Origin of the sequence: Prolixibacter sp. NT017 (assembly GCF_009617875.1) — a bacterium.
Taxonomy (GTDB): domain Bacteria; phylum Bacteroidota; class Bacteroidia; order Bacteroidales; family Prolixibacteraceae; genus Prolixibacter.
Window position 1 is genome coordinate 827,109 of record NZ_BLAV01000001.1, and the last position, 14,089, is coordinate 841,197.

A 14,089-nucleotide genomic window follows, 5' to 3' on the forward strand; every position below is an offset into this window, starting at 1 on the left:
TTGGTGATTTCAATTTGAAATGGCTCTCAATTTATTTGCTCTACAGGGAATTCAACGATGAAGGTGGAACCTTTTCCCGGCTCGCTTTCCACCTCAATTTTTCCATTAAGCAAATTGACCGCCTGACGGGCAATGGCCAGTCCGACACCCGAACCTTCTATATTCTCGGTAGTTTTGGCACGGTAGAAATACTCGAAAAGTTTCTCCTGGTCTCCCTTCGAGATGCCGACACCTTCATCGCGAACCGAAATTTTCAGTTTCCCTTCGGAATATTCAGCAGCTAATTCAACCGTCTTTCCTTTATCGGAATACTTTATCGCATTGGAAATGAAATTACCGGCAATTTCGCGCAGCAGTTTTTGGTCGATAAGCAGTTCTTTCGGTAACGAGTTATGAGTGAACTGAACCCGGTGATGTTTGCCCACTCCCGATTGATAGAACTGAGCCATTTTATCCAGAAAGTCAATAATTTCAGTCGGTTCCGGATGCGTTTCGTTCAGTGTTTCGTATTCACGGAACTTCAGTATATCGGATAAGTGGCTGCTTAAAAGGTTAACCGATTCTTTTATCAGTGAAAAGTGGCGCGGTGCTTTTGCTCGCAATTTCTCATTGTCCATGTACCGCTCGAGCAGTTCGGTAGAACTGAAAATCGTCGTTAACGGCGTTTTGAATTCGTGCGAAATGGTTGTGACAATCTTTGAGCGGAACTCATTGATTTCCTTTTCTTTCTCCAGCGCTTTTTCGAGAAGTATGTTTTTTTGTCTCAGTTCTTCTGTTCGCCGGGCTACTTTTTCTTCCAGGATCCGGTTCATGTTTTTCAGTTCATCTTCCGCTTTCTTGATAAGGGAGATATCCCGGAAGGAGAAAATGTAACCACGAAACTCATTCTTATCATCCCGAATGGGAGCGAGGCTGTAGGAAATTGGAAGTTGGTTATTGTTCTTACAAATGAAAATGCCTTCTCCATAGATTGGATTCAGCAACTGGTCGCCTTCTTTTTCTTCAGGAAAAAGCGGAGCGCCTGTTTCGTTTCTCAGGTTGAGTGCCTGCCGAAAGTTGATGTTTTGCACTTCGCTTAATCGCAATCCGGTTAATTTTTCTGCGGCAGCATTGAAGAAAACAATGTTTCCGTTTTGATCGGTTGAAACTACGCCGTCGGCGATGCTTTTCATCGTAACTGACAGAAGTTCCTCATTTATCCGCAGCTTTTCGGTCATGGTGTGCCTGAAAATAGCCATCTCGAGGACCATGATCAGGTTGTCAGCCTGGAACGGTTTGATGATATACCCGGTAGGGTTGGTTTGCAGTGCTCTTGAAAAGGTTCGTTGATCGTCGTCGCCAGTGATGTAAACCACCGGGATGTTCAATTCCTGTTGGATTAATGTTCCGGCATCAATTCCATCCAGCTCTCCAGGCATCTGAATGTCCATGAAAATGATGTCAGGATGCAGCTCTGACGCAATTTTTATGCCTTCCTTGCCGTTATTTGCTATAGGAAGAACATCGTAATCGTTCTGGCGCAGAATATTTTGTAAAAGTCGTGCCGAAATTATGTCATCATCAACGATAAGAATTGAGTGCCGCATATCTTTTACTTCTATAATTTTCTGTAAATTTAACTAACGATTTGCAAGTTGTTGATTCCTCAAGAACCGAAACCAAAGCTAAAAATAGATACTTTGATTGACCCTATGAGCAACCCCTTTAAAAACATAATCCTATTCACATTATTGTGTTTGTTTGCCTGTTTTTCTCAGCAATCTTCTGCGCAATCAGATGATTCTGATTTTGTTGAACCGGCTGTTGTCAATATCGACAAGGGGTTTCCCGGATATGCTCATATTGTTGCTTATGCCGATTCCATGCTGACTATGCATTATCAGTTGCACGATGTATATACCGAAGCATACGATACCAGCCAGGTGAATCTACTTTACTCCCTTCATTTTTTATCTGACAGTCTGAAAGAAAGTTTCGATTCCTTTTATAGCTTCCGGATAAAGCGGTTGAAACAGGACTATGGTTTCCGGATTTCAGGATATTACAACTATAGTTTTAAACCCGGCTTTGCCGACGAGGAGGATGTTTACTATAAGCAGCGGTTTTACCTGGGACTAGACTGGAACTTGTTAGGAAACGGTGGTTTTTTTGCTAATCAAATGCAGGCAAAAGAACTGGAATCGGCTTTGAAGGTCGAACAGTTCGATCGTTCCCAGCAAGTAGCGCGCGATAACTTTCTGTACCGGTATAACTACCTGATCTATGTTTTTAACAGTGAAAAGCTTCGCTTGATCGCCGATAGGATTCAACTATTGCAAGGGTTGGAGAAAATTTACCGGGAGCTTTTCTATATCCGGCGCGTTGGCTGGGAAGAGGTATTGAAAGTACGAGGTTTGGAATCGCGAATGAAAGCCATTCAGCGTGGTTATAACGACTACAATTATCAACTGGCTCATCAGTTGCCGGCTTACGAAGAACTTCCGGCCGAGAAAGACAGCCTTCCTTTTTTGGATGTGGACCCGGCGAGGATGATGGCGCTGTATGAAACACATTCGGTCGACAGCTTGAAGGATGCGGTTTATCTGGCCAACATCAGGACTAAGTATAAAAACCTGGAGGGCTGGACGATTCGCCCTTTTATCCGGTATAATTTTCAGCAGGGCGTAAATGATAACTGGCGCAAATATGGTTCGGCCGGTTTGTCTGCTGCAGTTCCCCTTCGTTTTGGTCCTTCGCGCAACCGCATATCTGAAGCTGCCGAAGTGGTATACGAAGCCAAAGAGAAGAACAAGGTATCTCAGCGTAAGCTCGATTTATTCAATTATTTCTACGATCATCAGTACAAAAAATACCAGTTGTTTGAGTTCTATTTCAAACGAGCCCAGATTGAGGAACGGATTCGAAAACAGCGGGCTTTTTTGCTCTTGAAGAGCTCTGCGTTCAGCCCGGTTCAGTTGCTGACAGATATTGATCAGAAGCTGGCCGTTGAAACCGAATTGACTGACCTGAAAAAGGAGATGTATCTCGATATTCTGAAAATTCAATCGGTTCTGAACGATGTGCCGGTTACCTCCTTTACCAAACCGATGGAAATGGATGAATATGTGAAGCGGTTTGCCGGCAAACGCTCTGTTTACATCTGGTCGAAAACATTCTGCCAGACGGATATACAAACGTTGATTGCCGATCTGGATATGAATGAAATCCGCGAAGTGCTCCTGTCTCCCGGGAAATCATGTCCCGATGCGAAGCTGTCTGCCTTTTTGAAACAGGCTAAGGCTGAAGGAATCGAAGTGCATGATTTAATTGGGAATAACCAGTTGCTGTTTGATTCGACGGAACAAATAAATAAACGATTGCAGGAAGCGGTTGACAAGGGGTTCGATGGAATTCACCTTGACGTGGAACCACAGGCATTGCCGCAATGGGATTCGTTGAAGGAAGAATACCTGGCCCGGTTGGTCGATCTGTATTCCAAAGCACACGCGTTTGCTGATTCCCAGCATCTGAAGCTATCCGTCTCCATTCCGGTATTTTTCTCCGAAAATTATCTGAAAGAGATATATCGCAATGCCGATCAGGTTTTTCTGATGGCGTATGGATCTAATAGGCCTTCCACTATTATCAGACGAATTTCGGAGGAAACAACTATTGATCCGCAAAAAACGGTTTTGGTTGTCAGACCGGGTGATTTCGTTAATCGTTTGCAGATGGAAGCGGTTATTGAGAAGGTACTCGACTCGACTCGTGTCAGAAGAGTAGCGATTCACGATTTAAAAGCGATACATCTGATGGCTAATGTACAATCTTTGGGCGATACGAACGTTGTAAAAGAGTACTTGGCATCGAATAAGCCGAAAGAGAAATCGGTGTATCATCTCCAGGTTTTTTCTGCTGACTACAAGTTGGATCCGGAGAAAGTGAAAAAAGAACTGGATCTGGACGAAAGTCTGATCGTTGTTCATAAAAACGGGTATTACAAATATTGTATACGAACCTTCGATAGCCTGCAAAAAGGACTCGAAGTCATGAAGAAGTTTCGCAAAATACCGCGTTTTTCAGGTGTGTTCCTGGTGAAGACTGATGTTGGAAGACAGTCTGTGAATTGAAGAAAAGTGTTTACTAACTAATCTGTAGCATCTTGAAATCGTTTCGATACAATAAGAATGAAAAAGTAATCAGGGGTTACAAAGAGGAGCCTCTGCCGAAGCGCCGGGTCAACTGGGATCGGATTATTTACCTGATCATCTTCTTCATTATTCTGGCCAGCTTGATAATTTACATTTTTCGCCGGACTTACTTTGTTTCTTCTTATGGGGAAGTAATCACCAGCAAGTTCGAGGTGAAATTTGCTGATGACGTGAAAGTGGTGGATTATCTGGTCGATGAAAATGAGAAAGTGAAACGAGGCGATACCCTGATGATTGTTCGCCCGGAAATTCCGCCCAAAGACACGCTTGGATTGGTAAGTCAGGAAAATGACGCCAATACGGATTGGATTGAGAAAGAAAAGATTTCGACGCAGAAGAGCATAAGTCTGAAGCGTATCGGACTACAGCGCACTAAAGATGAAATTAAAGAGGTTCAGCAGCAGATAAGCAGTCAACGTAATGAAGTATATCTTGGACTGAACACAGCCGGAATATTGACAGCAACGGAAAGCAAAGCTCAGAATCTGAAGGCTGACGAGAAGATGCAGCAAGAGGAGATTCGCTATCTGAGAACTTACTACGCCAAGTTGCTTAGAATGGAGAGAGAAATGAGCCGGGTAACCCGACAGGTTTTTGTGATTCCCCGGAATGTGCCTTTTATTTCTCCGATTGATGGTATTGTTAGTCAGATATTCGCGCGTAAAGATGAGGTGAATTATCGTCAGGAGGTGGCCATGGACCTCATCAATTTCAACAAGGTTTACATCATGGCGTACCTCGATCAGGAGTATTTTCAATACTTTAAAGTGGGCGATACGGTTGGAGTAAAATTTGGAAACGGAATGAAAAGCCTCGGCGTAATTAGCAATATTTATATGAATACTGCCGAGTTACCCAGCGAGTTTCATAAAACCTATCAGAAAACACCACGGACCGTTTTGGCCCGTATTGACCCTGTCAATGCAGAAAATGTGAGTGAATGGAAGCCTTATTATAAGATGGGGGTGACCGTTTATCGTCCGAAAATGTTTTACCATTGGTGGTTGAACTACAGAGAGAAGCACGTCGATAATGAATCATCGAATTAACCGGAAAGTCACTAACTAACGGGTAGTAGTCTATTAAAACGAATGCTTATGATTCCCGGAGGGAAAAAAATACAAAATGCGGGTAACTTCGAAATCTATCTGATTACGGACTACCAGGATCAGGATATCCGGCATTTTGCTCTGGCCGATGCATTGGTGCTCGACTGGCAGCAGCCGGATCATGCTACGGCTTTACTGAAGGAAATCCGGGCATCATTTATTGAATCGATTTATCTCTTGCCGGTATTTATTTTTAATGCGGATGGCGTTGTTAGTGATACACCGAAGTCGCTTTCCGATGGAGAATTGTCTGTTGTGCAGGAAGAACCTATCGGGAAAATGATCCGACAGGTTAAAAAGAGGAGAGAGGATTTCACTCCGCATGAAACCAATAGTTCTGAAAACCGGATATTGACGAAACTATTCCGATACATGTACACCCGGGACAAAACATTGAATCCTGAGGTGGATGTACATGCTCATATGGGATATGAATATCCGCTTATCAGGCTTCATTATCCGGCGGGTGAATCGATGGAAATGCTGAAGATTCTCAGGCGGGGAACCGAAAACGACTTTTTTCAGGGGATTTTCGTCGACAAAACTCATGTTTGTCCCAACTGCCATTCGGGTCACCTGAATTTAAGGGAGGTTTGTACGAAATGTGCTTCCGCTCATATTTCATCCGAGAATCTGATTCATCACTTTGTGTGTGCCTATATGGGGCCGGAAGGTGATTTTGTCACCAAGCAGGGCTTGGTTTGCCCGAAATGTAATCGACAGCTGCGGCATATTGGCGTCGACTACGATAAGCCTTCGGTTATTTATCGCTGCCACGATTGCCGTCATGAGTTTCAGGAACCAGATATTACTGCTTTGTGTTTGAATTGTAAAACGGTTACCCCGGTTGAAAAACTTCTGGAAATTACTCTTGACAAATATTCGCTGACGGATTTGGGCCGCGATGCAGCGCGCACCGGAATTAAAGTAGCCGGCGAAGAGCGCGAATTTACGATTCCCGGCTTTGTGAATTTCAGCACATTCCTGACTTTCCTCCGTTTTGAAATTGAACGTGTTAAGGTTTCCGGTAAAGAGAGTCAAATGGGAAGTGTCAGTTTGAATTTACCGGCCCGTTTGCGTTCCAATCGTCAGCAATTCGAGCGATTGGTGCTCGATATCAGCGACTTTATCAGGAATAATACCGATTCCAGCGATATTCTCTCGTTTGCCAATGATAATACTTTCTTTATGATTTTCCCCGAAAAGGGAGCTACGGCAGTGGAGAAAATACTGAACGATTTCAGGTCATCTATCGAAAAGTTGCTCAGCAATACATTCGAAGATGAACCGGAATGGAATCTGGCTGCCCAATATGAAACACTCAACGCTGAAACGGAATACAACGCACTGATTAATCAGGTGAAAACCATCTAACCTGTTTTAAATGATTGATTTCTGGCAACGGTTTTTTGACTTTTGGCTGAATGTTCCCCCTGAACGGATCGTTAGGCTTTTCTGGTATTTCTTCTTGCTGGAGGTGCCCCGGTATCTGCTTTTCGACCTGGTTGTGGTGGTCCTTTTCAGCTTAAAACGGTTGTGGAATTCAGATACCTACCAGGCCGCTAATAATCAGTTGTTTGCCGAAAATCCGCTGATTTCCATTATCGTTCCGGGGAAAAACGAAGGCCGACACATCCCGAAGTTGGTTCAAAGCCTGACAGAACAGACGTACCAAAATTATCAGCTCATTATTGTCGACGATGGGTCGGATGATAATACTCCCTTCATCTGCCGTAAGCTGGAGAAAGAGGGAAAGATTGACCTTTTTCTTCGGAATGAAGAAAGGGGAGGAAAGGCAAGCGCAGCCAATCTGGCGTTGCGTTTTTCCAAAGGAAAATATATTGTCCATCTTGATGCAGATACTTCTTTTGACCGGGATGCCATTGAGAAAATACTGACACCGTTTTATACCGATTCGGAAATTGGCGCCGTCGGTGGAAATGTAAAAGTCAGAAATTCCAAAGAGGCTGTCATCGCCAGTTTTCAGGCTGTTGAATATCTGCAGACTATCACCATGGGACGTATGGTAGCGTCGTATTTGGGGATTTATAAGATTGTATCCGGAGCATTTGGTGCTTTTCGCAGAGACCTGGTCGAGCGCGTTGGGGGCTGGGATATTGGTCCGGGACTCGATGGTGATATCACCATGAAGATCCGGAAAATGGGATACCGCATCGTTTTTGAGCCACGCGCTGTTTCGCTGACTAATGTTCCTACTTCCTTGAAAAAACTATCGAATCAACGGTTTCGCTGGTCTCGTTCAATGGTCCGTTTTCGTTTGAGAAAACATGCCGACGTTTTTGTGCCGGACCAGAACTTTCAGTTTCGCAATTTCTTCTCCAGTGTAGAAAATCTGTTTTTCAATGTTGTTTTGGATGCCCTTTGGTTTTACTATGTTATCAGGCTGGCGATTAATAACCCGGATATCATCTTCCTGATGATTGTGATGAAGATGTTTCTGTACGGGATGAGTAATTTTGTCCAGGTGATCCTGGTGAGTCTGATGTCGGAACGGGGAAGACAAGAGATCAAGCTCCTGATGTATATTCCGTTCATGTCGATCTACGACGGTTATTACCTTCGCCTGGTCAGAACAATCGCTTATTTCAGGGAGTGGTTGGCATCCTCATCTTACGATGATGCCTGGAATCCAAGAAAATCTTCGGTACAGGCAAAAGAGCACCACCTCTGATTATACCAGAGGCAGGCTAATTTTTATAATCGTTCCCTGGTTGGGAGCCGAGTTAATCTTAAAAGTACCGTCGAACAATTCGACAACCCGTTTGGCATTGTGCAAGCCTAATCCTAAACCGCTTTCACTACCTTCACGTTGTTCGTAATCGACAAATGCACCGGCTTTCAGAATTTGCTCGTCACTCATTCCAATGCCTTCATCCTCGATAGATAGACGATAAACACTGTCATCGACAGTTGCCACCAGTTTTACATCCGTTTTTCGGGTCGAAAATTTGAATGCATTCTCAACCAACTCGCTGACCGCCATCTCCACCAGGTCTCTTGGAATTCGAACCGATGCATCAACAAGTGCCAGGCGCAAATCACTTTCGCGCTTCGCTTCTTTGGCAACCGAATGAGCAGCCTGCTCAATAACTTCATAGACATTCTGAGTCGCCGATTCTTTCAGCGTATTTAACTCGTCAGCTTTGTTCGATAAGGCTTCGAGGCGATAGAATACCAATGTTTTGGAAACGGTTTTCCGGAGTTTAATTCCGGCTTTCAATATCATGTTGACAAAATCGACAATCTCCTGTTTCTCCATATTGGGATATCCGGTAGCAATTAATTCTGAAAATCCCACAATGGCTTTCATCGGATCCTGAAGCTCAGACGCAAACGGTAATCCAATCCGGTTGGTCAGATTTTTAACCGTTTCGTCGGCTTTTTTCTTCATGGCGCCGATGCGCTCCAGACGGGTGTTAACTGCATCCAGAAGCTGCTCAATCGTAAACGGTTTCGGAATGTAATCATCGGCTCCCAGCAACATACCTTCGCGAATATTTTCTACTGCGCTTTTTGCCGTGAGAAAAATAAACGGAGTGGTTGCTGTGATTTCATTTTCCCGAAGCTTTCTAATCACTTCGTATCCATCCATTCCGGGCATCATAATGTCGCAGAGAATTAAGTCGGGTTGAATCTTGCGGGCCATTTCCACTCCTATCTCACCGTTCTCTGCTGTATGTGACTCGAAATTCTCAGCTTCCAGTATCTCTGCAATATTTTCTCGTACGCTCTCGGTATCTTCGATAATCAGAATTTTCGCTTTCATCTGTGTTGTGTTTGTAGTTTATCGCCAGATGTAACTCCTGAAGTCAACTATCAAGGTGTTGCATTGGGAAGTTAAGTTTGATGTTTTTATAACACTAAGTGATTTAGTTGATTAACGCTTTCCTAATATTAACGACAAAATAGCGAATTTATTGAGAATACATCCATCGAAAATTCACCGTTTCTTTACTTCAGCGAAAGGCGGTTTGTCAACGCAAAAAATCTTCATTAAAACATCGTACAGACCCGAAATTAGTCGTCGCAAAATCAAAAGATAAACTAAAGTTTGATTTTATACGCCATCACCCGGTTATCGGCGAATGTGGGAACCAGTAAAACATCCTTTGAAGGTATGTAATCCAGGTCGGCTGCATTGATCTTTTTATCGGTTGTATCAAATAAAACAGACTGGCCGGTAGCCGACACGACCTGTACTTTTCCTTTCCAGTCGGAAACAATGTATTTACCGTTTCCAACCGCTTTTAAACCGTCAATTCCGCCCGAAAGAGATACCAGTTTTTCAACTTTTCCACTAACCGGATCGGCGGAAAAAATACCGTCGTTCGTGCCGATTAATAAATGACCTTTTTCGTATAACAATCCATTGGGACCGGCAAGTGGTGCTACTTTTCCCCAAATCCCGAAAACGCCGTTTTCCAGTTTGTAAATTCTACCGGTTCCGGAGTCGGAAACATACAACACTCCGTTTTGACTAATGGCAACATCATTCAGGAACTGTGCTTTTGGCGCCTCGTAGAACTTGATTTTTTTCGGATTTGTTAAGGATATTTCGGCGAGACGGTCGATATCACTTACATACAATTTGTTTTGGTAGATGGCCATTCCTTTGGGGGCATTCAACCCTGTAGCAAACTTTAAGTCGATAATCTTGCCGTCGGGAGATACTTTGGAAATAAATCCTTTTCCATTCTTTTCTGAAGGATTTCCATTCACATTCGAAACGAACAAACAATTCAGACTGGCATCGTATAGCACCGATTCCGGTACTTTGAGCACTCTTTCGGTTTGCCATATTGGACTGACAATTTGTGCATTTGAAGTAAAAGCTGTTAGTAGCAGAAAAAGAAAGAATCCTGGAAGTGATTTCATCGTTTTATAATTTGGTTTTATGAATATCAATTGAGTTTGCTGTACCGACTTTGTCGTCTGGTCTTTTGCACTCGTTGTGGAATGAACTAAACTGAACTTTAAAGTTACGATAGCTTTCAGTAAAAGTCAGGCTACGGCCTTCTTTTTTCGCGAAAACGTTGCCAGAGAGGTGATGGTAACACCAACTACGAATAATAAAACAACTGCGGGAATGTTTAGTTTGTAATCCGGAAGAATAATTCCGGCTTTATGCAGTTTGGTCAGGTAGTAAACTGTTAGGAATACCAGCCCGTTGTGCATTGCATGTCCGGTGATAGCTGCCAGGATTGAACCTGTCCGGATACGTACCCAACCCAAAATGAGTCCGAGTAAGAATGTTGCCGGGAATTGCCAGGGATTGAGATGAAACAAGGCAAAGAGCAGTGCGGTATAGAATATGGCCAGGGCTTTTGGATAATTCCGGATGAACCCCCGCATAATTAACCCGCGAAAAATCAACTCTTCCACAATCGGAGCAATGATTACTACCCGGAGAATTCCTCCCCAGACACCTAGATCGGAGTCGAAGAGCCGCGAAAACATTTCAATAAACCATCCTGGCGGCGGAAGCAATGTTTCGAAAGCGGCATTGATTTTTCCCAGCGAAATCTGCAATGCGGCTAACATCAGTAACAATCCGGGAACGACAAAAATATTGAAAAGCTTAAAGGGAAAAACACTGCCAATTTTCAATCCGGTCTTCCGGTATCCCCAATATAAAATGAAAAGCGTTGAGCCAAAGAAAACCGGGACTTTTACCCAAGGTTCATATAACCAGTCCGTACCGTGATAATAATCGTATAGAGCAAGAGGAAAATCAACCAGAGTCTGTATAAAAGTATACAGTACAACCAAGTGGACTGCCGCCCAAAAAGTAGGGTAGTATCGCGTTTGCCTTTTGCTCAAATTCGGGAGAATTATAATCGAATATAACTAAAAATGTACGATCTGATGTGTTTAACCATAAAAAAAAGGAGGGGCCTTTGGGCTTCCTCCTAATAAAACATTGATTTCATAGTTAAGTTTAGATGTTCTTTTTCGCCAGATAAAAGTCCACCATTTCGTAGTCCGACTTTTCGCGTTCCTCCATTGCATCTACCGAAGTAGGAGGCGGAACGATTACTTTTTCGCCCGGCTGCCAGTTCAGCGGCAGGGCTACTTTGTGCTTGTCGGCAGTCTGAAGGGCTTTCAGTGCGCGAACGATTTCGTCCATATTCCGGCCCACATTCAGCGGGTAGTACATAATCAACCTGATGATCCCATTCGGATCGATAATAAAGACGGCTCTTACTGCGGCAGTGGTTGCTTCACCCGGCATAATCATACCGTATTTCATGGCAACATGCATATCAAGGTCGGCAATGATCGGGAAATCGAAAAGTACGCCTGTATTCTTTTTTACGTTATTCACCCAGGCAACATGGGCGTGAATACTGTCAATACTCAATCCGATTAATTTGCAGTTCATATCCTTGAATTCTTTATGGCGGGTGGCAAAACCACTCATCTCGGTGGTACAGACCGGTGTAAAGTCAGCGGGGTGCGAAAACAGGATAACCCAGCTTCCTTTGTTGTATTCCGAGAATACCAAATCGCCATAAGTAGTAGTTGCTTTGAAATCAGGGGCCTTATCACCAATGCGGGGCATGGGATTTTCAATATGTTCTTCCATAACAGATTTTTTAGAAATTAATTTGAATTTTAACGAGTAACTTAAAATTACGAGGATAAGCGGCAAAAGTCAAGGTGATTTACACTTCTTAACTTCCAGTTGGCTAGTTAATTGTATTTAACCGATAGTTATGAATGCTTAACAAGGAAAAGGGATGAGGACAAGATGCGACCGGGAAAGAAAATTTTTGTAGTCAATTACATAGGCCGAAAATGATTCAATCAGCTATTGACAAAAACGTTTTTTCGTACTTTATTTGTTTCTGAAACCTTTAGGTACAGTAGTTTGTGAAAGGGTATTTCCTTTTTCGGTTTCCTGTGTAAAAAAACAGATAACTGTTTGATATTTTAATCAAAAAGTAGTTACTTTGCGAACTGTTTGAAAAATGTAACGGACGGAAGTAAAAAATACTGAAATGTCAAGAGTTTGTCAGATAACCGGAAAAAAGGTGATGGTGGGTAACAATGTTTCTCACTCAAAGCGCAGAACTAAGAGAAAGTTCCAAGTGAACCTCTTCCACAAGCGGTTTTACCTTCCCGAGGATGATCGTTGGATTAACCTGAATGTTTCTGCTGCCGGGTTGCGCATCATCAATAAAAAAGGATTGAATGCAGCCCTGAAGGATGCGAAAGCAAAAGGTTATATTGATAACATCTAAAAAGGAGCTTGAGAAATGGCAAAGAAAGGTAATCGTGTACAGGTAATTCTGGAGTGCACCGAACATAAAGAAAGTGGAATGCCCGGGACTTCCCGCTATATTTCTACTAAAAACCGGAAAAACACTCCTGATCGTCTGGAGTTGAAAAAATACAACCCGATTCTTAAACGTGTAACCGTTCACCGGGAAATAAAATAATTTGAATCATGGCTAAGAAAGCAGTTGCAACACTTCAGAAAGGTGCCGGAAAATCTTATTCCAAAGTAATCAAAATGGTGAAATCGGAAAAAACCGGTGCTTACACATTCGTTGAGGAAATGGTTCCTAACGATATGGTTAATGACTACTTCAAAAAGTAAATCATATTTCCGTACTAAAGAGAAAGCTTTCGTCAATCACTGATGAAGGCTTTCTCTTTTTATATACACCAACAAGTTGAACCGGGGCTTTTTAACGGCAAATTTGTATCTTCGCCCTGCAATAATCTGATACCATGGGGATATTTAATTTTACCAGGAATAAAAAAGAGAACCTGGATAAAGGTCTCGCCAAAACCAAAGAGAGCGTTTTTTCCAAACTCTCGCGCGCCGTGGTTGGCAAATCGAAGGTCGATGACGAAGTTCTCGATAATCTCGAGGAAGTTTTAATTACTTCGGATGTGGGCGTTGATACAACTTTGAAGATCATCGAACGCATCGAGGAACGGGTGTCGCGTGACAAATATCTTGGTGTTGCCGAACTAAATATCCTTCTGAAGGAAGAAATTGCCGCATTGCTCGAAGAAAATAATTCGACTGATGTGTCAGATTTCGAGTTGCCCGAGCGCCCCGAGCCTTATGTGATTATGGTCGTTGGTGTGAATGGTGTAGGGAAAACCACAACCATTGGGAAATTAGCTCACAAGTTTAAAGCTGCCGGCAAGAAAGTTTATTTGGGAGCGGCTGATACGTTTCGTGCAGCAGCCATCGATCAGTTGCAGATTTGGGCCGACCGTGTAAATGTTCCCCTGGTGAAACAAAAAATGGGCTCCGATCCGGCTTCTGTTGCTTTTGATACGCTTCAGTCGGCTAAATCTAACGGGGCTGATGTGGTTATCATCGATACCGCCGGACGCTTGCACAACAAGATCAACCTGATGAACGAGCTTTCGAAAATCAAGAAAGTGATGCAGAAGGTTTATCCCGGTGCCCCGGATGAGGTTCTGTTAATTCTGGATGGTTCAACCGGTCAGAATGCATTTGAGCAGGCCAAACAATTTACCAAAGCCACCGAAGTTACTGCCATGGCGTTGACCAAACTGGATGGAACCGCCAAAGGTGGCGTCGTCATCGGTATTTCCGACCAGTTCAAAATTCCGGTGAAATATATCGGAATCGGTGAAGGGATGGAAGATTTGCAGATATTTAACCGAACTGAATTTGTCGATTCGTTGTTTAGCTAACGGATTCGGTAAATCGAAAAAACACTGGATGCCGGTTGTGCATCCTTTTTTTGTATACAGGGAAATCATTCAGTAAACAGGATA

At 43.2% G+C, this 14,089-nt stretch carries 13 protein-coding genes; 8 read left to right on the forward strand and 5 right to left on the reverse strand.

From position 1 onward, the window contains the following. Window positions 1-26: 26 nt before the first annotated feature. Window positions 27-1,586, reverse strand: a complete 1,560-nt coding sequence (locus GJU87_RS03315; RefSeq protein ID WP_153638195.1) for an ATP-binding protein — start codon at window positions 1,584-1,586, stop codon at window positions 27-29. Between the two features lie 105 nt (window positions 1,587-1,691). On the opposite strand from GJU87_RS03315, the gene GJU87_RS03320 reads away from it, so the two are divergent. Genes GJU87_RS03320 through GJU87_RS03335 form a run of 4 tightly spaced genes read left to right on the forward strand, consistent with a single transcriptional unit; the run spans window position 1,692 to window position 7,991 of the window. Next, entirely contained in the window at window positions 1,692-4,109 is a 2,418-nt protein-coding gene (locus GJU87_RS03320; protein ID WP_153638196.1) for a hypothetical protein, read from the forward strand. A gap of 32 nt (window positions 4,110-4,141) precedes the next feature. Then, window positions 4,142-5,239, forward strand: coding sequence for an HlyD family secretion protein (locus tag GJU87_RS03325; RefSeq protein WP_153638197.1), 1,098 nt, complete (start codon window positions 4,142-4,144; stop codon window positions 5,237-5,239). A gap of 48 nt (window positions 5,240-5,287) precedes the next feature. Next, window positions 5,288-6,673 (forward strand): hypothetical protein, encoded by a 1,386-nt coding sequence (locus tag GJU87_RS03330; RefSeq protein ID WP_194831428.1) that lies wholly within the window; start codon window positions 5,288-5,290, stop codon window positions 6,671-6,673. A gap of 10 nt (window positions 6,674-6,683) precedes the next feature. Continuing rightward, window positions 6,684-7,991 carry a glycosyltransferase gene (locus tag GJU87_RS03335; protein WP_153638199.1) on the forward strand — a complete coding sequence of 436 codons (1,308 nt, stop codon included), beginning with the start codon at window positions 6,684-6,686 and terminating at the stop codon, window positions 7,989-7,991. Here the strand turns inward: GJU87_RS03335 and GJU87_RS03340 are convergent, their stop codons facing one another. The 4 genes from GJU87_RS03340 to GJU87_RS03355 all read right to left on the reverse strand — a co-directional run bounded on the left by GJU87_RS03340 (window position 7,992) and on the right by GJU87_RS03355 (window position 11,906). After that, complete coding sequence (locus GJU87_RS03340) at window positions 7,992-9,086, reverse strand: response regulator (RefSeq protein ID WP_153638200.1); 1,095 nt, start codon at window positions 9,084-9,086, stop codon at window positions 7,992-7,994. 278 nt (window positions 9,087-9,364) lie between these two features. Then, window positions 9,365-10,195, reverse strand: coding sequence for an SMP-30/gluconolactonase/LRE family protein (locus GJU87_RS03345; RefSeq protein WP_153638201.1), 831 nt, complete (start codon window positions 10,193-10,195; stop codon window positions 9,365-9,367). A gap of 126 nt (window positions 10,196-10,321) precedes the next feature. Then, window positions 10,322-11,140 carry a CPBP family intramembrane glutamic endopeptidase gene (locus GJU87_RS03350; RefSeq protein ID WP_153638202.1) on the reverse strand — a complete coding sequence of 273 codons (819 nt, stop codon included), beginning with the start codon at window positions 11,138-11,140 and terminating at the stop codon, window positions 10,322-10,324. Between the two features lie 118 nt (window positions 11,141-11,258). After that, a complete protein-coding gene (locus tag GJU87_RS03355) occupies window positions 11,259-11,906 on the reverse strand; it encodes a peroxiredoxin (protein WP_153638203.1) in 648 nt (215 codons plus the stop codon). Between the two features lie 415 nt (window positions 11,907-12,321). Between GJU87_RS03355 and rpmB the strand changes: the two genes are divergently transcribed. The 4 genes from rpmB (at window position 12,322) to ftsY (ending at window position 14,005) form a co-directional block, all read left to right on the forward strand. After that, window positions 12,322-12,564, forward strand: coding sequence for a 50S ribosomal protein L28 (gene rpmB, locus GJU87_RS03360; RefSeq protein ID WP_106542191.1), 243 nt, complete (start codon window positions 12,322-12,324; stop codon window positions 12,562-12,564). A gap of 15 nt (window positions 12,565-12,579) precedes the next feature. Next, window positions 12,580-12,762: a 50S ribosomal protein L33 gene (gene rpmG / locus GJU87_RS03365; protein ID WP_106542190.1), complete on the forward strand. Its 183-nt coding sequence runs from the start codon at window positions 12,580-12,582 to the stop codon at window positions 12,760-12,762. A gap of 8 nt (window positions 12,763-12,770) precedes the next feature. Further along, entirely contained in the window at window positions 12,771-12,923 is a 153-nt protein-coding gene (locus GJU87_RS03370) for a DUF4295 domain-containing protein (protein WP_081782436.1), read from the forward strand. A 134-nt stretch (window positions 12,924-13,057) separates the two neighbouring features. Then, window positions 13,058-14,005 carry a signal recognition particle-docking protein FtsY gene (gene ftsY, locus GJU87_RS03375; RefSeq protein WP_153638204.1) on the forward strand — a complete coding sequence of 316 codons (948 nt, stop codon included), beginning with the start codon at window positions 13,058-13,060 and terminating at the stop codon, window positions 14,003-14,005. Window positions 14,006-14,089 lie beyond the last annotated feature (84 nt).